15 protein-coding genes and 1 other RNA gene are annotated in these 24,683 nt (G+C 59.2%); 7 read left to right on the top strand and 9 right to left on the bottom strand.

The features are described 5' to 3' along the window. Nucleotide 1: 1 nt before the first annotated feature. The gene (dnaX, locus tag ACYZT5_RS34465; protein ID WP_462049239.1) at nt 2-2,110 is read right to left on the bottom strand and encodes a DNA polymerase III subunit gamma/tau; all 2,109 of its coding nucleotides are present in this window, start codon (nt 2,108-2,110) and stop codon (nt 2-4) included. A gap of 144 nt (nt 2,111-2,254) precedes the next feature. Between dnaX and ACYZT5_RS34460 the strand changes: the two genes are divergently transcribed. Continuing rightward, on the top strand, nt 2,255-3,001 hold the full coding sequence (locus ACYZT5_RS34460; protein WP_462049238.1) for a substrate-binding periplasmic protein: 747 nt from the start codon (nt 2,255-2,257) through the stop codon (nt 2,999-3,001). A 41-nt stretch (nt 3,002-3,042) separates the two neighbouring features. On the opposite strand, the gene ACYZT5_RS34455 is transcribed toward ACYZT5_RS34460, so the two are convergent. Continuing rightward, nucleotides 3,043-4,743 (bottom strand): putative bifunctional diguanylate cyclase/phosphodiesterase, encoded by a 1,701-nt coding sequence (locus ACYZT5_RS34455; RefSeq protein ID WP_462049237.1) that lies wholly within the window; start codon nt 4,741-4,743, stop codon nt 3,043-3,045. A 447-nt stretch (nt 4,744-5,190) separates the two neighbouring features. On the opposite strand from ACYZT5_RS34455, the gene ACYZT5_RS34450 reads away from it, so the two are divergent. After that, a complete protein-coding gene (locus ACYZT5_RS34450; RefSeq protein WP_462049236.1) occupies nt 5,191-6,198 on the top strand; it encodes an acyltransferase family protein in 1,008 nt (335 codons plus the stop codon). 329 nt (nt 6,199-6,527) lie between these two features. Here the strand turns inward: ACYZT5_RS34450 and ffs are convergent. After that, nucleotides 6,528-6,624: signal recognition particle sRNA small type (ffs, locus tag ACYZT5_RS34445), an RNA gene on the bottom strand. Nucleotides 6,625-6,889: 265 nt separating this feature from the next. Between ffs and ACYZT5_RS34440 the strand changes: the two genes are divergently transcribed. Continuing rightward, nucleotides 6,890-7,948: an IS110 family RNA-guided transposase gene (locus ACYZT5_RS34440; protein ID WP_462052202.1), complete on the top strand. Its 1,059-nt coding sequence runs from the start codon at nt 6,890-6,892 to the stop codon at nt 7,946-7,948. A gap of 280 nt (nt 7,949-8,228) precedes the next feature. On the opposite strand, the gene ACYZT5_RS34435 is transcribed toward ACYZT5_RS34440, so the two are convergent. From ACYZT5_RS34435 to ACYZT5_RS34415, 5 genes are all read right to left on the bottom strand, one after another. After that, on the bottom strand, nt 8,229-9,395 hold the full coding sequence (locus tag ACYZT5_RS34435) for a zinc-binding metallopeptidase family protein (protein WP_462049235.1): 1,167 nt from the start codon (nt 9,393-9,395) through the stop codon (nt 8,229-8,231). Nucleotides 9,396-9,548: 153 nt separating this feature from the next. Next, the gene (gene ligA / locus ACYZT5_RS34430) at nt 9,549-11,906 is read right to left on the bottom strand and encodes an NAD-dependent DNA ligase LigA (RefSeq protein ID WP_462049234.1); all 2,358 of its coding nucleotides are present in this window, start codon (nt 11,904-11,906) and stop codon (nt 9,549-9,551) included. 142 nt (nt 11,907-12,048) lie between these two features. Beyond that, entirely contained in the window at nt 12,049-12,903 is an 855-nt protein-coding gene (zipA, locus tag ACYZT5_RS34425) for a cell division protein ZipA (protein ID WP_462049233.1), read from the bottom strand. A 258-nt stretch (nt 12,904-13,161) separates the two neighbouring features. Further along, nucleotides 13,162-16,650, bottom strand: a complete 3,489-nt coding sequence (gene smc, locus ACYZT5_RS34420) for a chromosome segregation protein SMC (protein WP_462049232.1) — start codon at nt 16,648-16,650, stop codon at nt 13,162-13,164. A 2-nt stretch (nt 16,651-16,652) separates the two neighbouring features. Then, nucleotides 16,653-17,312 (bottom strand): GntR family transcriptional regulator, encoded by a 660-nt coding sequence (locus ACYZT5_RS34415; RefSeq protein ID WP_462052354.1) that lies wholly within the window; start codon nt 17,310-17,312, stop codon nt 16,653-16,655. Between the two features lie 267 nt (nt 17,313-17,579). Between ACYZT5_RS34415 and xdhA the strand changes: the two genes are divergently transcribed. The 4 genes from xdhA (at nt 17,580) to guaD (ending at nt 23,711) form a co-directional block, all read left to right on the top strand. After that, entirely contained in the window at nt 17,580-19,034 is a 1,455-nt protein-coding gene (gene xdhA / locus ACYZT5_RS34410; protein ID WP_462049231.1) for a xanthine dehydrogenase small subunit, read from the top strand. After that, nucleotides 19,027-21,426: a xanthine dehydrogenase molybdopterin binding subunit gene (gene xdhB / locus ACYZT5_RS34405; protein WP_462049230.1), complete on the top strand. Its 2,400-nt coding sequence runs from the start codon at nt 19,027-19,029 to the stop codon at nt 21,424-21,426. The genes xdhA and xdhB overlap by 8 nt, the downstream gene beginning before the upstream one ends. 118 nt (nt 21,427-21,544) lie before the next feature. Continuing rightward, entirely contained in the window at nt 21,545-22,390 is an 846-nt protein-coding gene (xdhC, locus tag ACYZT5_RS34400) for a xanthine dehydrogenase accessory protein XdhC (RefSeq protein ID WP_462049229.1), read from the top strand. A 16-nt stretch (nt 22,391-22,406) separates the two neighbouring features. Beyond that, on the top strand, nt 22,407-23,711 hold the full coding sequence (guaD, locus tag ACYZT5_RS34395; protein WP_462049228.1) for a guanine deaminase: 1,305 nt from the start codon (nt 22,407-22,409) through the stop codon (nt 23,709-23,711). Between the two features lie 177 nt (nt 23,712-23,888). Here the strand turns inward: guaD and ACYZT5_RS34390 are convergent, their stop codons facing one another. Beyond that, a complete protein-coding gene (locus tag ACYZT5_RS34390; protein WP_462049227.1) occupies nt 23,889-24,653 on the bottom strand; it encodes a GntR family transcriptional regulator in 765 nt (254 codons plus the stop codon). Nucleotides 24,654-24,683 lie beyond the last annotated feature (30 nt).

The raw sequence follows: 24,683 nt of genomic DNA, 5'->3' as shown, positions 1-24,683 counted from the left end.
ATTAGCCCTGAGTGACCAGGGTCTCGACAGGTTCAATAGTATCGTTACGGACGACCGCACCGAACTGCTGCATCATTTGCTGGATGAACGGATCACCGTGGATCGACTCTTCGGCCTCGCGCTGACGGTTCGCACGGCGCCGGGACGCGGCCTGGGCCGGGGTTTCCTGCTCGGGCTTGATCAGCTCCATGCTCAGGTTCAGCGTACGCCCATGAAACTGGTTCAACGCATCGTTCAAGCGACGCTGTTGAGTCGCGTTGAACAACGCGCTGTGGGCCGGGTCCAGGTGCATCAGCCAGTTGTCACCCTCGACGGCGATCAGCGTGCAGTTGGCGGCGATGCTGCCGGTCATACCGGAGATCGGCAGTTTCGGGAACAGCTCCAGCCATTGCAGCGCCAGACCGGTGGCCGGCATGGCGGCCGGCTCAGGCTCGGGTTCCGGCACTGGCTCGGCGGTGTGTTCGCTGGCCAGTTCATCGAGGTAGCTGTACGCCGATTCCATATCCGGCTCGATGTAATCCTCGTCCAGCGGCGGCTCGTCATCCAGGTCCATGCCCGGCGTCGCGGCATCGACTTCGGCCACCGACGGCTCTGGAATCGGCGCAGCGGCCCACTCCGGTGCGTCCGGCACCACGCTGTCGGGGGTCGGCAATGGCATCGGCGCCAATTCGGGCTGTTCGCCGGCAGTTTCCAGCACCGGCTCGACGGCGGGTTCCTGAACGACTTCGGGTTCTATCGGGTCGTTCCAGGGCAGATCGACGACTGCTTCGACCGCTACTGCCTCAACGACAGGCTCGAGCACGACCACGGGCGCAACTGGCTCAGGCTCGGGCGCTTGCACGGGAGCAACCACCGCCGCAACCGGCGCAGGCGCAACGGTTGCCACTGCCGGTGCAACTGCCGGTGCAACTGCCGCAGCGACTACCGGCGCCACAACGGGCGCGGCAGCCACTGAGTTTGCGGAATCAACTGTGGCCTGGCTGATCCCCACTGGCTTTAGTGGTTGCCTCGGAGCGTCCACGGTGTCTGCCGGTCGGAACGCGAGCATTCGCAGCAGGACCATTTCGAAACCACCGCGCGGGTCCGGCGCCAGCGGCAAGTCACGGCGGCCGATCAGGCCCATCTGGTAATAGAACTGCACGTCTTCGGCCGGCAATGCCTGGGCCAGCGCCAGCACCCGATCACGGTCGCCATGACCGTTGTCGACGCCTTCAGGCAGGGCTTGGGCGATGGCGACACGGTGCAGCACGTTGAGAATTTCCGAGAGCACACCGTTCCAGTCCGGGCCTTGTTCGGCCAGATGACGGACGGCTTCGAGCAATGCCTTGGCGTCGCCTTCGATCAGCGCATGCAGAACGTCGTAGACCTGACCGTGATCGAGCGTACCGAGCATCGCCCGTACGTCGGCAGCCATGACTTTGCCTTCACCGAAGGCGATCGCCTGGTCGGTCAGGCTCATGGCGTCGCGCATCGAACCGTCGGCAGCACGGCCCAACAGCCACAGCGCGTCGTCTTCGAACGGCACTTTTTCGACATTGAGCACGTGGCTCAAATGCTCGACCACCCGCTCCGGCGTCATGTTCTTCAGAGAGAACTGCAGGCACCGCGAAAGAATCGTTGCAGGAAGTTTCTGCGGATCGGTCGTCGCCAGGATGAACTTGACGTAGGGCGGCGGCTCTTCAAGGGTTTTCAACAGCGCATTGAAGGAATGGCTGGAGAGCATGTGCACTTCGTCGATCAGGTAGACCTTGAAGCGCCCGCGGCTCGGCGCGTACTGCACGTTGTCGAGCAATTCGCGGGTGTCTTCGACCTTGGTCCGGCTCGCGGCGTCGATCTCGATCAGGTCGACGAAGCGGCCCTCATCGATCTCGCGGCACACCGAACACTCGCCGCAAGGCGTCGAAGTGATACCTGTTTCACAGTTCAGGCATTTGGCGATGATCCGCGCGATAGTGGTCTTGCCGACCCCGCGAGTACCGGTAAACAGATAGGCGTGGTGCAGCCGCTGGCTGTCCAAGGCATTGATCAGAGCCTTGAGCACATGGGTCTGGCCGACCATTTCGCGGAACGAGCGCGGACGCCATTTACGTGCAAGAACCTGATAACTCATCGAAAACCGTCGCAACGAAGGAACAGAAGCGGCTAATGCTAGCGGAGCAAGGCCAAAATTGCATCCGGTGCGCTCGTCTAATCTGGCTAAGATGGTCTTTGGGGGGCTTTTATCGGCTCGGGTTTTAACAGTACCGGAGCGTTTATGCGCCTGGCCTTGGGGGCACTGCTGTTGATCAGCCTGAATGTCACTGGCGCCGAGGCGCCGTTGCGCTTCGTGGTGCCCGACAGTTGGGCGATGCCGATGGTGCAACTGGAGCGCGGCCACCCGACCCAAGGCATCCTGCACGACGTGATGGTCAGCCTCGCGACCCAGGTCGGCGTGCCGGCCGAATTTCACGTGCTGCCTCGCACGCGAGTGCAAAACGCCATGGAACACGGCGAGGTCGATATCCGCTGCTATGCGGCGCAGTCCTGGCTGCCGAATCAGTCCGGGGACTACCTCTGGAGCATTCCGCTCTGGTTTCAGCGCGACCTGTTGATCAGCCGGCCAGATCCGCTCACCTCAGTGACGCCTGCGAACTTGTCGCGACAACCCGTCGGCACGGTACTCGGCTACACCTACCCAACGCTGCAACCACTGTTCGACGCCGACCGACTGCATCGCGAAGACGCGCGCAATCAGGAACAAGTGTTGGAAAAACTCCTGGCCGGACGCTATCACTACGCCGTGAGCAATCAATGGACGCTGGACTGGTTCAATCAGCGCCTGCTGCCCGACCGGCAACTCAAAGGCGTGGCGGTGCTGCAGGAACAGAGTGTCGGCTGCTACATCCGCAACGATCCCAAGGTGCCCGTGCAGCGCATTTTGCGCACCTTGCTGCGAATGAAAATGTCCGGGGAAATTGATGACATCATTCGACTGTATATCGGCGGCCCCGGAGATCTGTAGCAACTGCTGAAGGCTGCGTTCGGCAGCTACATAGACCGCGTTCAGCCCGCCTGCTCCAGCACCTGCCATTGCGGCGGCGCAACAAAACCTTCGACCCAGCCCGGCACCTCTGCGGGCGGCATCGGCCGGGCAATGAAATAGCCTTGAGCAACTTCGCAGCCCAGGCGCAGCAGCAATTCACCGTGCTCGATACTTTCCAGCCCTTCAGCGATCACCTGCCGACCAAACGCCCGAGCCAGGCCAATGACCGCCATGGTCAGGGCCAAATCATCACGATCTTTAAGGATGTCGCGCACGAACGACTTGTCGATCTTGATGGTTTGGGTTTGCAAACGCTTGAGATAGCTCAGGGACGAATAACCGGTGCCAAAGTCGCCCAGTGAAAACTGCACCCCCAGCGCCTGACAGGCCTGTAAACAGGCACTGACATGCTGAATGTTCTCGATCGCCACCGACTCGACAATTTCCAGATCGAGCATCTGCGGAGCCACTTGGGCATGCCGGGCGAGCACATGTTTGAGCCGGTGGACGAAATCCGCGCACTGAAAATGTCGCGCCGCAATATTAATGCTGACTGGCCAGCCCTGCCCCACCTGCTGCCAATGGTGCAACTGCGACAGGACCTGATCCATCACCCATTCACCAATATCGATGATCAGGTCCGTCTCCTCCACCAGCGGCAAAAACTCCCGGGCCGGCACCATGCCGTGTTGCGGATGCTCCCAACGTAACAACGCCTCGAGGCCGACAACCTCACCACGACGCATATTCACCTTGGGCTGGAAATGCACGCGCAACTCACCGGCAGCCAGCGCCTGGCGCACTCGCTCGACCGTCTGGTGAGTGGCCTTGACCTCCTGATCCCGGGACACGTCGAACAAATGAAAGCGATTGCGACCGCTTTGTTTCGCCACGTACATGGCCTGATCGGCATGACGCAACAAGGTTTCGGCATCTTCATTGTCATGAGGGAACAGGGTGACACCGATACTGGCAAACACATTGATGCCTTTGCCATGCAGCGAGTACGGTGCCGAAATGGCGCCGAGCACCCGGTTCAACGCCGCACGCAATTCCGGCAGATCACGCACGTAACGCAACACCAGCACAAACTCGTCACCGGCCAGCCGCGCCACCACATCTTCGCCGCGCACAATGGCGCGCAAACGCTTGGCCACCTCGACCAGCAGCAAATCGCCACTGGCATGCCCGTAGCCATCGTTGACCGCTTTGAAGCCGTCGAGGTCGAGCATGCACACCGCCAGCGGGATGTTTTCGTTCCGGGCGAACTCCAGCGCCTGATCCAGCAAATCCGAGAGAAACGCGCGATTCGGCAGCCCGGTCAGCACGTCATGCCCCACCCGCCATTGCAGTGAATGCAGCAATTGGCGTTTCTCACTGATGTCGAACCGAATCGAAAGGTATCGATCAACCCGCCCGGTGGCGTCATCAAGCACCGGCACCATGGTGCTGTCGACCCAATACAGGCTGCCATCCTTGGCGCGATTGCAGATCTCGCCTTTCCAGACCTTGCCCAAGGCAATGGTGCGCCACATGGCAGCGAAGAAATCAGCGGAGTGCAGACCCGAGTTGAGGAGACGATGGTTCTGCCCGAGCAGTTCTTCTCGGCTATAGCCGGACACGGCACAAAATTGATCGTTGACGTGGGTGATCCGGCCGCTCAGATCGGTCTCGGAAAAAATCGCGGCGGCATCCACCGCCCTGCGGTATTTCTCATCCATGAGTCAGGCTCGTTGTCGCTAGGGTTGGTACCGCTCGACCAGTGCAGGATGCCCGGAAGAGATGTTTTTATAGGTAATGCGAAGAAACACGATATCACTCCATGAACAGCGAGGGGGAAATTGACGCAGTGTCTGTCCCATCCGTGCTGAGCAACCGTTTGCATTCGACTTGACCAACAGACGCCGTAGCGACGACCGACAGAAAACGGCCAAAAGCCGCCGGTCACGGGTATCTACCAAAAGGTGGGCGATTCACTTAGCGCCATGCTATCAAGCCACGTCAAAAACCCAGTCATTTAGAGAATTCCTCGCGACTAGAATTTTTTCATGGCGTGAAGTGTAAAGTGAAAAAGGTGTCCTAGACTACAGGCTGTAAATGGTCTGATCTCATGAAATTTTCACCGCTGCGACTAATTGAGGCACACAATCCAACGAGAGAATAAAAATATGAATGGTAGTTCCGTAGCGGGCTCTCGATTAAGTGTACTTGATGGATGGCGCGGCACGAGCATCTTGCTTGTCTTGGCGTGCCACCTGCTACCACTTGGCCCAAAGCATTGGCAATTGAATTCCGCCGCAGGCGTTATGGGAATGGCTATATTTTTTACGCTATCGGGCTTCCTGATAACAAGTTTTCTGCTCAGCAACAATAGTGTCGTAGATTTTTTAATCCGCAGGTTCTTTCGGATTGTGCCTCTCGCTTGGTTGTACATGGTAATTGCTTTATTTTTCATGAACAGCACTTCGGATTTCTACATCGCAAACTTTCTGTTCATTGCCAACTGGCCGCCTATGTGGCTTGGCAATGCAAATGGCCACCTATGGAGTTTGTGCATGGAGGTCCAATTTTATGTCGCCATAGCTTTGCTGGTAGTTCTGATGAGAAACAAGTGGGTAGTGCTAATCCCTTTTCTCTGCATCGCCGTCACGCTGTACCGAGTCATGAATGATGCCCATGTCGCAATCAACACTTATTACCGCATTGATGAAATACTTTCTGGATGCATACTGGCACTGATATACAACAACAGGCTGGGCAAAACCCTTGTGAAACTTCCGACACAAATGGGGATCGCGCAAATACTTTTATTCCTCCTGTTTGCCTTGTCCTGTCATCCCGATGCGGGCTTCATGAACTACTTCCGCCCCTATCTTGCCGCAGCAATGGTGGGGAGCACGTTACTCAATAGCCGGACACGAGTTGCCCAGATTCTGAATAATCGCGTTCTATTTTATATCGCCACGATCTCGTACGCTCTCTATGTTGTTCATCCGCTGCTAGGACAGACTTGGCTGGGTAGCGGAGATACCGTCATAAAATATTTGAAGCGCCCTTTGTTGTTCGCCGCAATTTTTCTCACCGCGCATATCTCGACCTTCTATTATGAAAAATGGTGGATTGCTTTTGGTAAGACATTTTCCAAGAAAGTAACTAGCCAATCTGTTACAAGCTGAACGTCCGCAGATGGTCGTTCTCTGCTGGTCGTGACCACGAAGCGTACTGGTCAAATCCGGTGCAAATGGCTGGTCGAGTCGAATGCAAACAGCCTAGTGCCACAAAAGCTGTTGAGGAATTAGCTTGCTCGACCATCAGAAAAGATGGCACGAGTCAGACACCAGCGTAGAAAGGTCGTCCGCGAAACGGAGGAGCTTGGAGATGAGGAATTCGATTAGTAGAATACCCAGCACAGTGCACCACTTAGGTGTACCTAAACGCTGTCACACTTCGAGATTTTTTTACTGATAAATCCTTGTAGAATCAAGGACTTAGAGAAAGGTGGTAACCCCACCAGCCACACCCCGGCACACAATGTCACCGCTGCGGCTGCTCCCTTCCAGGCCTGACCGGGTTCACGGTTGATCGTTGCGGGGGGACCGATGGGGTCACCATAACGACGCTCACCTGACGGCGAGCCGCGCCATTGTACCTATCTGAGACGAAGTTACAACCGTTCGGGTGGATTAAAAAATATGTGCTGCTTCAAGGACATGCATATCTCTTGAAAAGATCGCGACCTGTAATTGGATGGACTCGCCCAAGCCGAGGCGTCAATGCGCCACGATGGCAGTCTAAACAGCCAACGACAGCGAGGGCGAGTCCATGAAAAAGCATACTTCGATTGATCAATCCCTGTCTTCTTCCGATTTGTCGGCCTGCACAACCGTGGCGGTCGATCTGGCCAAGCAGGTCTTTCAGGTCGCCGGTGAAGACGTCCTCGGCCAGGTGCACTACGAGCAACGGATCAAGTCGCGCGAGGCGTTTTATGAGTTTCTACGCCAGTTGCCGCCTCATGTCGTGGTTCTGATGGAGACCGGTCCGGGTGCTCAAGCCTGGGCCCGGCAGCTGCAAGACCAAGGCAATCTGGCGCGGATTCTTCCAGCCGGTTTGGTGGCCACACATCGCAGCGGGCCTAAAAATGATCGCAACGATGCGCTGGCGATTCTGCGGGCTGGTCGCGATGAAAAGATCTACGCAGTGCCGGTCAAAAGCGTTGCGGCGCTGGCAATGCAGGCGTTGCATCGCGCCCGCCAAGGCTATGTGCGTCGACGCACGGCGGTGAGTAATCAGATGCGCGGCCTGCTGCTCGAGCATGGCGTGGCCTTGGCGCAGGGCGATGTTGCGATCAGCCAGAAAATTCCGCGGGTACTGGAAGATGCCACCCAGCCGGTGCCGGGCCTGCTGCGTGAACTGATCGACGAACTGTTGGCCGAGTGGCGCCATTTGGGCGAACGCATCAGCGTGCTGACGGGGCGCCTGGAAGTGGCCGCCAACGCCGACATGACGGCGAAGCGACTGATGACTGTGCGCGGCATCGGCCCAGTCACTGCCACGGCACTGGTGGCCAAGGAAACCAAGCCTGAGCGATTTCCCAATGCCCGCAAGTTTGCCGCGTACTTTGGCATGGTGCCTGACCAGCACAGCAGCGGGCAGACGGTCCGGCTGGGGGACATGACCAAGCGCGGCGATGTTTATTTACGCAGCCTGATGATCCAGGGAGCCCATGCGGTACTGCAACAACTACGACCTGATTCCCAGCAACCCGATGACCGCCGCTTGTTGCGCTGGATGAGCCGACTGGGCCGTAAGGAGGCTGCGGTCAGGTTAGCCAACCGCAACCTGCGAATCGTCTGGGTGCTTCTACAGAATGACCAGACTTATCGTCGCCAGGCTGGTGATGGCCAGCAAGCGACGATGAGCCACTGAGCGACAGAGTTCTGCCACCGAGGTACTAACTGTCCGGCCCTTTGCTGAAAAAAAATTGACCCCAGGTAAGACCGGCGTGGATTGATGCCTTAGCTGCTACTGGCCTTCGAGGCCTGACTGTAATCGGCAAACCACGAGCTCTTCCAATTTTGGCCAGAAGCCGAAGACGGCTTCCTCGAATAGGCCTAATACATAGATGCAACGGGGCGGCGGTTTTTCAAAAGCGGGTAGACAGTGAGGGCGAGTCCATACATAGCAGCTGGCGCAGGCTCGACAGCTGCTACAGGTCTTGCAACACCTCATCTGCCCGGCCGCCCTCCTGCTGGATCACCAGGTGGATGAAGTGCAGCTTGGCGATCACTGCCGGCGGCAGGACGAACGGGTAGAAATCCGGCTGCCCCATGCTGCGTGACAGTTCATTCAGCATGCCGGCCAGTTCGATCCACGCATTGACGAACGACAGGAACGCCGCGCCGCCGGGATGCTGTGGATCGTAGAGCGTGTCGGGCGGAAATGGCTTGTAGTCGAAGTCCATTTCCCGCGCACTCATGCCAAATCCCAACGCCGTATCCACCGCGTCCATCATGTGCAGGTAGTGAGCCCAGGTTTCGGCCCAATCCTCCCATGGATGCATGGTCGCGTAGGCGCTGACGTAATGTTGCTGCCAATCGAGCGGCGCGCCATGTTGGTAATGCTGTTCGAGGGCGTCGGCGTAGCTGGCGCGCTCGTCGCCGAACAGGCTGCGGAACTGTTCCAGCCAATGGCTGTTGGCTACCAGCCGATCCCAGTAGTAATGCCCGACCTCATGACGAAAATGCCCGAGCAGCGTGCGATAAGGTTCATGCATCTGCACCCGAAGCTGCTCGCGATGGGCGTCGTCTGCCTCTTTGATATCGAGGGTGATCAGACCGTTGGCGTGACCGGTGGTCGGCGGCTTGCCTTGGAGGTCGACACCAATGAAATCGAAGGCCAGGCCAGTCTCTTCATCCACGGTTTTGGGAATCACCTGTAAACCCAGGCTAACCAACTGTGCGACCAGACGCCGCTTGGCCGTTTCGACCTTGCGCCAGCGTTCGTGGTTTTCGGCAATCGACAGGTCGGGGATGGTGTGGTTTAGGCTACAGGCGATGCATAACGCATCGTGGTCATTGGCGGGCAGCAGCCAATTGCACGCGGCCGGGGAATCGAGGTTGGCGCAGCGGCGCCAGACGCCTGCTTCGGGATCGGCGTCGAGTAACCAGGTATCGGCCTGCAAGCCGGGCTGCAGCGACGACAAGCGACTCTGCTCCGGTTGATAACCCAACGCCGCCGAACAGGCCAGGCACTGGCTGTTGCGAAAAAACAGCGACTGCCCGCAGCGGCACTGCCAGACCTTACTGTTGCGCGAGCTTTCGCCAATGAAGGGCGCAGCGATGCGTGAACTGAGCTGTTCGAAGAAGCGGTACATGGCGATCTCTCCCTGGGGCTTGCCAGACTAGATCATTCCCTGACAAAGATCGTTCCCACGCTCTGCGTGGGAATGCCGCCCCGGACGCTCCGCGTCCGCTGTGACGCGGAGCGTCACGGGATGCGTTACCACGCAGAGCGTGGGAACGATCAACTAAACCGCAATACCGTGATTCTTCAGAAACCCGACAAAAGCTTCTTCATCGAGAACCTTCAATCCCAGCTCATTAGCCTTCGTCAACTTGGAACCTGCACCCGGCCCAGCGACCACACAATGGGTCTTGGCCGATACCGAGCCAGCCACCTTGGCACCAAGGCTTTCAAGTTTGTCCTTGGCGATGTCGCGGCTCATCAATTCGAGCGAACCGGTCAGCACCCAGGTCTGCCCGGCCAGCGGCAAGCCTTCGACGACTTTCTTCTCGCTCTGCCAGTGCATGCCGAAATCGGCCAATTGCGCTTCAGCACTAATCGAACGTTGGCGATTCTCTGAAACCGCAAAAAACTCGCGAACCGAATTCGCCTGCTTCTCCGGCAGTGCCTGACGCATATCCAACCAATCGGCACTCATCACCGCTTCAAGCGAACCAAATTTGTCGGCCAATTTCTGCGCCCCACCCGGTCCAACCGAAGGGATGTGCAACTTGTCGAGGAAGCCACCCAACGTGGTGCTCGCGGCAAACTCGGCACCCAGCTCGCCCTGATCCTGAATCTGCAGACCGTGCTTCAGCAGATCGGCAATCACCTGCTGGTTATGCGCATCTTCGAAGAAGCTGTGAATCTCGTGAGCCACTTCCAGGCCAACGTCCGGCAAGTACGTGAGCACTTGCGGCAACGCCTGCTGAACCCGCTCCAGCGAGCCGAGAGAGCGCGCCAACACCTTCGCCGTCTCTTCGCCGACATCGGGAATTCCGAGGGCATAGATGAAGCGCGCCAGGCTCGGCTTCTTGCTGTCTTCGATGGCGCTGAGCAGGTTCTTGCTCGACAGCTCGGCAAAGCCTTCCAGGTCGACAATCTGCTCGAACGTCAGGGCGTACAGATCGGCCGGGGAGTTCACCAGGCCTTCATCCACCAGTTGCTCCACGCTCTTCTCGCCCAGGCCTTCGATGTCCATGGCGCGACGGGAAACGAAGTGAATGATCGCTTGCTTGAGCTGCGCACCGCAGGCCAGACGACCGACGCAGCGATACACCGCGCCTTCGCTGACGGTTTCGCGACCCTTGCTGCGCTTGACCAGTTGCGTGCGCTCGACATGGGAACCGCAGACCGGGCACTTCTCGGGAATCTGCACCGGCCGCGCGTTATCCGGGCGACGCTCGGTGACCACTTGCACCACTTGCGGAATCACGTCGCCCGCACGGCGGATGATCACGGTGTCGCCGATCATCAAACCAAGGCGCGCCACTTCGTCCATGTTGTGCAACGTCGCGTTGGCCACGGTGACGCCGGCCACCTTGACGGGTTTCAAGCGCGCTACGGGCGTCACCGCTCCGGTACGACCGACCTGGAATTCCACGTCGAGCAGTTCGGTGAGTTCTTCCATCGCCGGGAATTTGTGCGCGATCGCCCAGCGCGGTTCACGAGCGCGAAAACCGAGTTCACGCTGGGACGCGATACTGTTGACCTTGAACACCACGCCGTCGATTTCATAGGCCAGGCCGTTACGGCGCTCACCGATGCCACGGTAGTAGTCCAGGCATTGATCGATGCCCTGAGCCAGCTTCAACTCATGACTGATCGGCATGCCCCAGGCCTTGAGTTGCTGCAGGTTGCCAATGTGCGTGTCGGCGATATCGGCCGAAATCTGACCGATGCCATAGCAGCAGAATTCCAGCGGACGGTTGGCGGTAATCTTCGAATCCAGCTGCCGCAAACTGCCGGCCGCCGCGTTGCGCGGATTGGCGAAGGTCTTGCCGCCGACTTCCAGTTGCGTGGCGTTAAGGCGCTCGAAACCAGCCTTGGACATGAACACTTCGCCGCGCACTTCCAGGGTCGCTGGCCAGCCAGTGCCGTGCAGCTTGAGCGGGATGTTGCGCACGGTGCGTACGTTGACGCTGATGTCTTCGCCAGTAGTGCCATCGCCGCGAGTGGCACCGCGCACCAGCACGCCGTCCTGATACAACAGGCTGACCGCCAGGCCATCGAGCTTGGGTTCGCAGCTGTATTCCACCGCCGCACCGCCACCGAACAGATCGCCGACCGGCAGGTCCAGCCCTTCGGTTACACGACGGTCGAACTCGCGCATGTCAGTTTCTTCGAAGGCGTTGCCGAGGCTGAGCATCGGCACTTCGTGACGCACCTGAGTGAACGCCGACAGCGCCGCACTGCCGACGCGCTGGGTCGGCGAGTCGCTGGTAATCAATTCGGGATTGGCTGCTTCGAGGGCCTTGAGTTCATTGAACAACCGATCGTATTCGGCGTCCGGGATGCTCGGCTCGTCCAGCACATGGTAGCGATAGTTGTGCTGATCCAGCTCAGCGCGCAGCTCTAGAATGCGGTTTTTGGCGGCGGTCATGGGTGTTCTCTCATAAAGCAAAAGAGCAGCCGAGGCTGCTCAATCTGTTGAAGCTGTACAAATCATTGTAATTGTAGGAGCCAGGCTTGCCGGCGAAGGCGTATTTAAGATCGCCTTCGCCGGCAAGCCTGGCTCCTACAGATCAACGCTTCTGGGTCAGGGCGCGACGTTCGAATTCAACGATGCGCTGACGGTAGTGCTCGATGGTCTGGGCGGTCAGCACGCTGCGCTGATCGTCTTTGAGCTCACCGTTCAGCTCCTGGGACAGTTTGCGCGCTGCGGCCACCATCACGTCGAAGGCTTGCTTGGGATGACGCGGGCCTGGCAGACCGAGAAAGAAACTCACCGCCGGCGTGCTGAAGTGGTCGATGTCGTCCAGATCGAAGACGCCCGGCTTGACCGCATTGGCCATCGAGAACAGAACTTCGCCATTGCCGGCCATGCTTTCGTGACGGTGGAAGATGTCCATCTCGCCGAAACGCAGACCGCTTTCCAGAATGTTCTGCAACAGCGCCGGGCCTTTGAAGCCAGCGGCGTCGCGGCAGATTACGCTGATCACCAGCACTTCTTCGGCTTGCGGTTGTTCCTTGTCGCTGGTCGAACTCGACGCCTTGGTGTCATCCGGGAAGTCGTCGTCACGGCTGCTGAAGCTCGGGCCGCCATCCAGATCCAGGCTGAGGTTCATGTCGCCCTGGGAAGGCTCGCCGTGGCCACGCTTGCCGCGCTTGGAACCCGACTCACGCGGTTCACGGGCAGGCATGCTCACCGACGGCAGATCGTGCTCGTCCAGTTGCGGTTCTTTATGGGCATCCAGCACGCGGGGCGGGCCCAACAGCTCGGCGCTGGTGTCCTCGTCCGGCAGATTGGACAAACTCCGGTCAAGACGAAATTTCAGTTTTCCCTTGCCGCCGCGCATGCGGCGCCAGCCATCGAAAAGAATACCGGCAATGACAATAATGCCGATGACGATCAGCCACTCGCGCAGACCGATTTCCATGTAATCCCGTGCCTCTATAAAAAATGCTGAAAAATAAGGGGTTTACAACTCGTAAACCGCTTTAAAACGTGGCGCCAACTCTATGTTCTGACAGGCGTTTTGCCCACGTATACGAAAAATTGACATTAAACTAGCACGACCAAAGGCAACTTTACACCGTCTGTCACAATGGCTTGCGCGAATATGTCGATTGGCCAGCAAGTTAGGGCGGGTAAAAAAGTCCTACAGCTTAAAAATACCTTTCCTACAAGCGCCGACTCAGGCCTCCACCATCGCCATCGCCTCCTCAACATCCACTGCCACCAGACGCGAGCAACCCGGCTCGTGCATCGTAACGCCCATCAGTTGATCGGCCATTTCCATGGCGATCTTGTTGTGGGTGATATAGATGAACTGCACCGTCTGCGACATCTCTTTGACCAGCCGTGCGTAGCGTCCAACGTTAGCGTCATCCAAGGGTGCGTCAACTTCATCGAGCATGCAGAACGGCGCCGGATTCAACTTGAAGATGGCAAAAACCAGAGCCAAGGCAGTCAGGGCTTTTTCGCCACCGGAAAGCAAATGGATGGTGCTGTTCTTCTTTCCTGGCGGCTGCGCCATGATCGTTACCCCTGTATCGAGTAGATCTTCGCCCGTCAGTTCCAAATACGCGCGCCCTCCACCGAAAACTTTTGGGAAAAGCGCCTGTAAACCGCCATTGATCTGATCAAAGGTATCTTTGAAGCGGTTTCGGGTTTCCTTGTCGATCTTGCGAATAACGTTTTCAAGCGTGTCCAGCGCTTCCACCAGATCGTCGTTCTGCGCATCCAGATAACGTTTACGCTCGGATTGTTGCTGGTATTCGTCGATGGCCGCCAGGTTGATCGCGCCGAGGCGCTGAATGCGTGCGGCAATGCGTTCGAGTTCTTCTTCGGCGTCCTTCTCGCTGGCCTCGGCTGTCAGCGTGGCGAGCACGCCGTGCAGGTCGTAGCCGTCTTCCAGCAACTGATCTTCAAGCGTCTTGCGGCGCACGGTCAGGGCTTGCCATTCCATGCGCTGGGTTTCCATCTGCCCCCGAATCAACTGCGATTGCTGCTCGGCCTGGTTGCGACGTTTTTCCGCATCACGCAATTCACGGTCAGCGTCTTCCAGAGCGATCTGCGCCGTCTTGAGTTCTTCGTCGACCGTCATGCGCTTGTCGAGCAACTCTTCAAGTTTCAACCGCAGCTCTTCCAGCGGCGCCTCCCCCTCCTCCAGGTTGAGACTCAGCTGTTCGCGTTTTTCGGTCAGGCGCTCGGACTGCATTTCCAGACGTTCCAGCGCCTGACGCGTGGAATCGTGCTGGGCCTTGAGCGAGCCCAGACGCACCGCCAGTTGATGCGCGTGATCCTTGTGCTGCCGGGCCTCCTGACGCACTCGATCAAGCCGCTCGCGCAAGCTATCGCGCTGAGCCAGCAGCAACTCACGCTGCTCGGTGTCCAGCGCCATGCTGTCGAGGGCTTCCTGCAATTGCAGGCGCGCTTCGCCGATGTTTTCGTGTTCAAGTGCGCGCTGCTCGCCCAACTCGGTCAGCTCTTCGTCGAGACGAGTACGACGTAACGCAAGCTGTTCGGCCTTGGCTTTACCGGCGGACAACTGGGCTTTCAACTCACCTTGCTGACGCGCTTCGTCTTGCAGCAGACGGCGCAAATGTTCGCGACCGTTTTCCTGCTGACGCTGTTGCGCCCTGAGATTTTGAAGTTGGGTTTCCAGGGTTTCGACCGTGGCTTCGCGCTCATCGCGCTCAAGGCCCAGGCGCTGGATTTCCTGACCACGAGCCAGCACACCGCTTTCCGCTTCGCTGGCCCGGCGCACACGCAAAAAGTGTCGACCGACCCAGTAACCATCGCGGCTGATCAGACTCTCGCCGGCGGTCAATTGACTGCGCAGGGCCAAGGCCTGTTCAAGGCTGTCGACTGGTTTAACCTGCCCCAACCATGGCGACAGATCGATCTGCGCTTCAACTTTATCGAGCAAGCTGCCGGGCACGCGCACGCCATCACTGGCCGGGCTGAGCAAGCGCAAATCGCCTTGGGCAAAACCGGCCAGATCGAAATTGCCGAAGTCATCCACCAGCACTGCTTGCAGGTCGGCGCCGAGCACGGTTTCCACCGCCAGTTCCCAACCGGCTTCGACTTTCAGACCTTCGGCCAGACGCGGACGGTCCGCCAAATGTTGTTCGCGCAGCCATTCAGCGGTGCCGGTGCCCGGATCGAGTGCGGCTTGCTGCAAGGCTTCAAGGGAGGCGAGGCGACCGTTCAGACGCTGCAAGTCGCCCTGAGCCTGCTGCTGATTTTGCAGCGCCAATTGCAATTCCTGACGCAGTTGCTCAAGGCGTTCGACCTGGGCTTCTTCGCTGGCCTGCAAATCTTCGAGGGTCGCTTCACTCGCGGCCAGTTGCTCACTGAGCTCCATGATCGCCGCGTCTTCCGGGTCCGCCGACAGCAACGCGCGCTCCTCGCCAAGACGCTTCTGACGATCGGCCAGTCGCTCCATGCTGGTTTCCAGCTGCTGGATGCGTGACTGCTGGACTTCAGACTGACGACGAGGCTCGGCAGCGGTGAGGTTGAACGTGTCCCACTGCTCTTGCCAGCCATGCATGGTGGTTTCGGATTCTTCCAGCGCAGCGGCGGCTTCTTCGGCGGCGGCGCTGGTGACTTCCTGTTCGGGGGTGAGCATGTCCAGCTCTTCGCCCAGCGTCAGCAGCAAGGTGCGGTCGTGGCCCAAGTGAGACTCGGTTTCGAGGCGCGCGCGCTCGGCTTCTTTCAGATCGTCCTGCAACTGCCGTAAACGCTGCTGACCGTGCTGGATGCTCTGCTCGACCCGGGCGATGTCGCCGCCGACCGAATAGAAGCGCCCCTGCACCAGATTGAAGCGCTCGGACAGATCGTGGTGACCGTCACGGAAGCGTTCGATGCTGGCATCGGCGTTGCGCTGCTCGGCCACCAGGGCTTCGAAAGTGACTTCCTGATTACCGATGATCGCTTCGCGCTGACCGACCTGTTCGTTCAACGCCTGCCAGCGCAGGGCCGACAGCTGAGCCTTGAGCTGACGCTCCTCGCCCTTGTATTCCTGATATTTCTTGGCGGCCTCGGCCTGGCGGTGCAAGCGTTCGAGCTGCCGTTCAAGCTCTTCGCGCAGGTCAGTCAGGCGTTCCAGGTTTTCGTGGGTGCGACGGATGCGGTTTTCGGTCTCGCGCCGGCGCTCCTTGTACTTGGAGATGCCCGCCGCTTCTTCAATAAAGTTGCGCAAGTCTTCGGGCTTGGACTCGATCAGCTTGGAGATCATCCCCTGCTCGATGATCGAGTAGCTGCGCGGGCCCAGGCCTGTACCGAGAAAGATGTCGGTGATATCGCGGCGGCGGCATTTGGTGCCGTTGAGGTAATAGGTGGTCTGGCTGTCGCGGGTGACTTTGCGGCGAATGGAAATTTCCGCATAGGCGGCGTATTCGCCGAGCAGCGTGCCGTCGGAGTTATCGAACACCAGCTCGATACTCGCCTGGCTCACCGGTTTGCGGCTGGTGGAGCCATTGAAGATGACGTCGGTCATCGACTCGCCGCGCAGGTTCTTGGCCGAACTCTCGCCCATCACCCAGCGGACGGCGTCGATGATGTTCGACTTGCCGCAACCATTGGGCCCGACCACGGCCGCCATGTTACTGGGGAAGTTCACCGTAGTCGGGTCGACGAAGGATTTGAACCCCGCCAACTTGATGCACTTTAGCCGCACGCTTAAGCGTCCGTCAGCGCAGAAACCACCAGATCGCAGCTGCGCTGGGCATACGCCGCCAGCACGATGCGGATCTGCGGAAAATCACGGGCCAGCACGGCGGCGAGCAAGCGTTCGAACAGTTCGAGGAACTCGCTCATCGAGGCCTTGCGCTGCTCCAGGGCGAGGAAATACGCGCGGCTCATGGCCGGCTGCAGGTTCTCGACGGTTTCCTGCAAGTACGGGTTGTTGGCGAACGGGTACGCGGCACGCATCACACTGAAGCTGTCGTCGACGAAGGTGCGAATGTCCTGACGTTCGTAGCTGGCGGTCAGACGCTGCTGGATTTGCACGAACGGCGCCATATCGGCCTGGACTTGCCAGCCACTGGCCACTGCATTGCCCAGAAGAATGTAAAGCTCGCTCATCAGCGTGCACAGGCTCTGGACCTTGTGGGCCGTGAGCTCGGTCACGTGGGCGCCACGTCGCGGCAGGATCGCGATCAGGTGGCGGCGTTCGAGCATCAGCAAGGCCTCACGGACCGAACCGCGGCTGACATTGAGGGCCAGCGTGACCTTCTGTTCCTGGATGCGCTCCCCGGGCTTCATTTCGCCACGAATGATGCGTTCGGCGAGGTGGTGAGCAATTTGCTCGGCGAGGCTGTCCGGCGCCTTGAACGTCATGGTTGTCCCTTCAAACTCTTCGATCTGCACAAGCGGCGCAGTGTACAGCACATAAAGGGTCATGGCGGAGTGCCCACTCGGCGGTTTTTGGCACGATTCAAGCAAAAAGCAGGCTATCCCATGAGGGTCAATAATGAAGGAACGAGTCGTTTATCGACAAAATGCTATTTCCTGACCTTTAAGTCAGAAAACCATTGACCGGAAAGTCAGACCTGATAAATTCGGTTCAAGTCGGTTAACAACAATAATGAGTCTGCGAGGCCTTCCGTGATCCAGTTTTTACTTAACCAGGAACTCCGTAGCGAGCACGCCCTGGACCCAAACCTGACCGTGCTCAATTATCTGCGCGACCATGTGGGCAAACCCGGCACCAAAGAAGGCTGCGCCAGCGGTGACTGCGGCGCCTGCACCGTGGTGGTCGGCGAGCTGCAAACGGATGACGATGGCCGCGAACACATTCGCTATCGCAGCCTCAATTCGTGCCTGACGTTCGTTTCGTCACTGCACGGCAAACAACTGATCAGCGTCGAAGACCTCAAGCACCAGGGTCAACTGCACAGCGTGCAGAAAGCCATGGTCGAATGCCACGGCTCGCAATGCGGTTTCTGCACGCCAGGCTTCGTGATGTCGTTGTTCGCGCTGCAAAAGAACAGCGATCAACCGGATGCTCATAAAGCTCACGAAGCCCTGGCCGGCAACCTCTGCCGCTGCACCGGCTATCGGCCGATTCTGGCTGCCGCCGAACAATCCTGCTGTGGCAAGCAGGCAGACCAGTTCGACGCCCGTGAAGCCGACACCATCGCTCGCCTGAAAGCCATCGCACCTACCGACATCGGCGAACTCAACAGCGGCGACAAACGCTGCCTGGTGCCGCTGACCGTCGCCGATCTGGCTGACCTCTATGACGCTTATCCACAGGCTCGCCTGCTGGCCGGCGGTACGGATCTGGCTCTGGAAGTCACCCAGTTCCACCGCACCCTGCCGGTGATGATTTATGTTGGCAACGTCGCCGAAATGAAGCGCATCGAACGCTTCGACGATCGCCTGGAAATCGGCGCCGCCACGGCCCTCTCCGATTGCTACGACGCCTTGAAGGCCGAGTACCCGGACTTCGGCGAATTGCTGCAACGTTTTGCCTCCCTGCAGATCCGCAACCAGGGCACCCTAGGCGGCAACATCGGCAACGCCTCGCCGATCGGTGACTCCCCGCCGCTGCTGATTGCACTCGGCGCACAGATTGTCCTGTGCAAAGGCGAAGTCCGCCGCACGATGGCGCTGGAAGATTACTTCATCGATTACCGGGTCACCGCGCGTCAGGAAAGCGAGTTCATCGAAAAGATCATCGTGCCTCGCGCCAGTGCCGAACAACTGTTCCGCGCCTACAAGGTGTCGAAGCGTCTGGACGATGACATTTCCGCGGTCTGCGCCGCGTTCAACCTGCGCATCGACAATGGCGTGATCGCCGACGCCCGCGTCGCCTTCGGCGGCATGGCTGCAACACCAAAACGCGCCAAGGCCTGCGAAGCTGTATTGCTCGGCGCCACTTGGAACAACGACACCGTCGAACGCGCCTGCGCTGCATTGGCCGAAGATTTCACGCCACTCTCGGACTTCCGCGCCAGCAAGGAATATCGCCTGCTCAGCGCGCAGAACCTGCTGCGTAAATACTTCATCGAACTGCAAACACCGCACATCGAGACTCGGGTGACCGCTTATGTCTAATCATCACGCCGTAGAGAAGACTCAAGCCGAACTGGCTGAACTGTTCGCCAAGGACCTGACCACCGGCGTCGGCCGCAGCGTCAAGCACGACAGCGCCGACAAGCATGTGTCCGGTGAAGCGCAGTACATCGACGACCGTCTGGAATTCCCGAATCAGCTGCACGTTTACGCACGGCTGTCGGACCGTGCCCACGCAAAAATCATCAGCATCGACACCCAGCCTTGCTACGCCTTTGAAGGCGTGCGCATCGCCATCACCCACGAAGACGTGCCGGGTCTGAAAGACATCGGCCCGTTGCTGCCGGGCGACCCGCTGCTGGCTATCAATGACGTGCAGTTTGTCGGTCAGGTGGTACTCGCGGTCGCGGCAAAAGACCTGGAAACCGCACGCAAAGCCGCCATGGCCGCGATCATCGAATACGAGGATCTCGAACCCGTTCTGGACGTGGTCGAAGCCCTGCGCAAACGCCACTTCGTACTCGACAGCCACACCCATCAGCGCGGCGATTCGGCCAATGCGTTGGCCACCGCCGAGCATCGCATCCAGGGCACGCTGCACATCGGCGGCCAGGAACACTTCTACCTCGAAACCCAGATCTCTTCGGTGATGCCGACTGAAGATGGCGGGATGATCGTTTACTGCTCGACGCAGAACCCCACCGAAGTGCAGAAATTGGTAGCGGAAGTGCTGGACGTGTCGATGAACAAAATCGTCGTCGACATGCGCCGCATGGGCGGTGGTTTCGGCGGCAAGGAAACCCAGGCCGCCAGCCCGGCATGCCTGTGCGCAGTGATCGCGCACCTCACCGGACAACCGACCAAAATGCGTCTGCCGCGCGTCGAAGACATGCTGATGACCGGCAAGCGTCACCCGTTCTACGTCGAATACGACGTGGGCTTCGACAGCACCGGTCGGCTGCACGGTATCGCCCTGGAGCTGGCTGGTAACTGCGGTTGCTCGCCGGACTTGTCGGCATCGATTGTTGACCGCGCGATGTTCCATGCCGACAACTCGTACTACCTGGGCGATGCGACCATCAACGGTCATCGCTGCAAAACCAACACCGCGTCGAACACCGCCTACCGTGGTTTCGGCGGCCCGCAAGGGATGGTCGCCATCGAAGAAGTGATGGACGCGATTGCTCGCCATTTGGCCCTCGATCCGCTGGCCGTGCGCAAGGCCAACTACTACGGAAAAACCGAGCGCAACGTCACCCATTACTACCAGACCGTCGAGCACAACATGCTCGAGGAAATGACCGCCGAACTCGAAGAAAGCAGCCAGTACGCCGAGCGCCGCGAAGCGATTCGTCGCTACAACGCCAACAGCCCGATCCTGAAAAAAGGCCTGGCGCTGACCCCGGTGAAATTCGGTATTTCCTTCACCGCCAGCTTCCTCAATCAGGCCGGCGCGCTGATCCACATCTACACCGACGGCAGCATCCACCTGAACCATGGCGGCACTGAAATGGGCCAGGGTTTGAACACCAAGGTTGCGCAGGTTGTGGCTGAAGTGTTCCAGGTGGAAATGGACCGCGTGCAGATCACCGCGACCAATACTGACAAGGTGCCGAACACCTCGCCGACCGCCGCTTCCAGCGGTGCCGACCTCAACGGTAAAGCCGCGCAGAACGCCGCTGAAATCATCAAGAAGCGCCTGGTTGAATTTGCCGCGCGGCAGTACAAGGTCAGCGAAGAAGACGTGGAATTCCACAACGGCCACGTGCGGGTTCGCGATCACATCCTGACCTTTGAATCGCTGATCCAGCAGGCGTATTTCGCTCAGGTTTCGCTGTCGAGTACAGGGTTCTACAAGACCCCGAAAATCTTCTACGACCGCAGCCAGGCTCGCGGTCGGCCGTTCTATTACTACGCCTTCGGTGCAGCATGCGCCGAGGTGATCGTCGATACCTTGACCGGTGAGTACAAGATGCTGCGCACCGACATTCTGCATGACGTCGGCGACTCGCTAAACCCGGCGATCGACATCGGTCAGGTCGAGGGTGGTTTCATCCAGGGCATGGGCTGGCTGACCATGGAAGAACTGGTGTGGAACAACAAAGGCAAACTGATGACCAACGGCCCGGCCAGCTACAAGATCCCGGCGGTGGCGGACATGCCGCTGGACCTGCGCGTGAAGCTGGTGGAAAACCGTAAAAACCCGGAAGACACGGTGTTCCATTCCAAGGCAGTGGGTGAGCCGCCGTTCATGCTGGGCATCGCGGCGTGGTGTGCGATCAAGGACGCTGTAGCGAGCCTTGGCGACTACAAGCATCAACCGAAAATCGACGCACCGGCGACGCCGGAGCGGGTGTTGTGGGGCTGTGAGCAGATGCGGCAGTTGAAGGCGGCGAAAGCCGAGGAAGTCGAAGTCGAGTTGGCTTCGCTGTAAGACCGAGGCGCGGCCTTCGCGGGCAAGCCTCGCTCCTACAAGGATTACGCAAAACCTGTAGGAGCGAGGCTTGCCCGCGAAGAGGCCCGAACAGACAACAGAGATGTTGAGGTGAAACATGTACAACTGGATCGACGCCCTCGCCGACCTGCAAACCCAGGGTGAACCCTGCGTGTTGGTGACCATCATCGAAGAGCTCGGCTCGACGCCGCGCAATGCCGGTTCGAAGATGGTCATCAGCGCCACCCAGACCTTCGACACCATCGGTGGCGGGCATCTGGAATACAAGGCCATGCAGATCGGCCGAGAGATGCTTGCCAGCGGCAAGCAGGACACCCATCTGGAGCGCTTCAGCCTCGGCGCCAGTCTGGGCCAGTGCTGCGGCGGCGTGACCGTGCTGCTGTTCGAACCGATGGGCCAGGTCCAGGCGCAGATCGCCGTGTTCGGCGCCGGCCATGTCGGTCGGGCGCTGGTGCCGCTGCTCGCCAGCCTGCCCTGCCGGGTGCGCTGGATCGACTCGCGGGAAGCGCAATTCCCCGAACAGATCCCTCACGGCGTACGCAAAATCGTTGCCGAAGAACCGGTGGATGAAATCGATGACCTGCCCGCCGGCAGCTATTGCATCGTCATGACCCACAACCATCAGCTCGACCTCGAACTCACGGCCGCGATCCTCAAACGCAACGACTTCGCCTACTTCGGCCTGATCGGTTCGAAGACCAAGCGAGTGAAATTCGAACACCGTTTGCGTGACCGTGGTTTCGACAGCGCCGTGCTGCAACGCATGCGCTGCCCGATGGGCATCGGCGAAGTCAAAGGCAAGTTGCCTGTGGAAATCGCCATCTCCATCGCCGGCGAAATCATCGCCACCTATAACGCGAATTTCGGCCAGCACACCGCCAGCGCCGGATCATCGATTGCCAAACTGCTGCCCGCTTCACGCCGCAGCCAAGCCTCGAACTGACAAACTGAGAACCCCCATGCCTTTGACTCGAAAAGCCTACCGCGCCGCCATTCTGCACAGCATCGCCGACCCCGCTGAAGTGGGCATCGAAGCCTCGTACGAGTATTTCGAGGACGGCCTGCTGGTGGTCGATAACGGCCAGATCAGCGCCGTCGGCCACGCCAGCGAATTGCTGCCGACCTTGCCGGCCGACATCGAAATCACCCATTACCAGGATGCATTGATCACCCCAGGCTTCATCGACACCCACATTCACTTGCCGCAAACCGGCATGGTCGGCGCCTATGGCGAGCAGCTGCTGGACTGGCTCAACACTTACACCTTCCCGTGCGAAAGCCAGTTCGCCGACAAGGCTCACGCCGACGAAGTCGCGGACATTTTCATCAAGGAACTGCTGCGCAACGGCACCACCACCGCGCTGGTATTCGGCAGCGTGCATCCGCAATCGGTGAACTCGTTTTTCGAGGCCGCCGAGCAGCTGGACCTGCGGATGATCGCCGGTAAGGTGATGATGGACCGCAACGCCCCGGACTACCTGACCGACACCGCCGAATCCAGCCATGTCGAAAGCAAGGCGCTGATCGAACGCTGGCACGGCAAGGGTCGACTGCACTACGCGGTCACCCCGCGCTTCGCCCCGACCAGCACCCCGGAACAGCTGACCCTCGCAGGCCAGTTGCTCAGCGAATTCCCTGACTTGTACATGCAGACCCACATCAGCGAAAACCTCAAGGAAGTCGAGTGGGTCAAGGAACTGTTTCCGGAGCGCAAGGGCTACCTGGACGTCTACGACCACTACAAACTGCTCGGCGAGCGCTCGGTATTCGCCCACGGTGTGCACCTTTGCGATGACGAGTGCGCGCGACTGGCGGAAACCGGCTCGGCGATCGCCTTCTGCCCGACCTCGAACTTTTTCCTCGGCAGCGGCCTGTTCAACCTGCCGATGGCTGAGAAGCACAAATTGAATGTTGGTTTGGGCACAGACGTCGGTGGCGGCACCAGTTTCTCGCTGCTGCAAACCCTGAACGAAGCCTACAAGGTCATGCAGCTGCAAGGTGCGCGACTGAGCCCCTTCAAGTCGCTGTACCTGGCGACCCTCGGCGGTGCCCGCGCGTTGCGCCTGGAAGACAAGATCGGCACCCTGCAACCGGGCACCGACGCCGACTTCCTGGTACTGGACTACAACGCCACGCCGCTGCTCAGCTATCGCTTGAAGCAGGCCAATAACATTGCCGAAACGTTGTTTGTATTGATGACGCTGGGGGATGACAGGACTGTGTTGCAGACGTATGCGGCGGGTAATCAGGTGCATCAGCGCTAAGATCTCTCCACGCTGATCGTTCCCATGCTCCGCGTGGGAATGCCTCTAGGGACGCTCTGCGTCCAGTGACGCGGAGCGTCACGGGCTGCATTCCCACGCAGAGCGTGGGAACGATCTGATACTCAAAAAAAATCCCCCGCAACCGGAAGGCTGCGGGGGATTTTTATCATCGGTATTTCAGAGTTTCGCGACCGGCCGCCCTGGCTTCTTGGTCTGCAACAAATGCGAGAACACCGCATGCAAATCATCCGACGCGCTTTCTTCGTCGAGGTTGAGTTTGCTGTCGATGTGATCCATGTGATGCATCATCAGGTCCACCGCCAGCTCACTGTTGCGCGCTTCGATGGCGTCGATCAGCTGGGTGTGCTCATCGTAGGAACAGTGGGAGCGATTGCCAGTTTCGTACTGGGCAATGATCAACGAAGTCTGGGACACCAGACTGCGCTGGAAGCTGATCAGCGGCGCGTTTTTCGCCGCTTCGGCCAACTTCAAGTGAAACTCGCCCGACAGACGGATGCCGGCACCGCGATCGCCACGGGAGAAGCTGTCGCGCTCGTCGTTGACCATCTGGCGCAACTCGGCAATCTGCTCGGCAGTGGCGTGCAGGACAGCCAATTCAGTGATCGCTCGCTCCACCAGACGCCGGGCCATGAACACCTGGCGAGCCTCTTCGACACTCGGGCTGGCGACGACAGCGCCACGGTTCGGACGCAGCAGCACGACGCCTTCATGGGCAAGGCGCGACAGCGCGCGGCGAATGATGGTGCGACTGACCCCGAAAATTTCCCCCAGCGCTTCTTCGCTCAACTTGGTGCCGGGCGCCAGACGCTGTTCGAGGATGGCCTCGAAGATATGCGCGTAGACAATATCGTCCTGGGTACCGCTACGGCCGGCTTTGCCTGCTCGCGGTTGTTTCTTTAGGGGTTGCAACTGTTCGTTCATGGGCACTCGAGTCGGAAGAACTGCGGCGAA

This window comes from Pseudomonas sp. LB3P14 (assembly GCF_054898045.1).
This window is presented reverse-complemented; position numbering and strand designations above follow the sequence as displayed.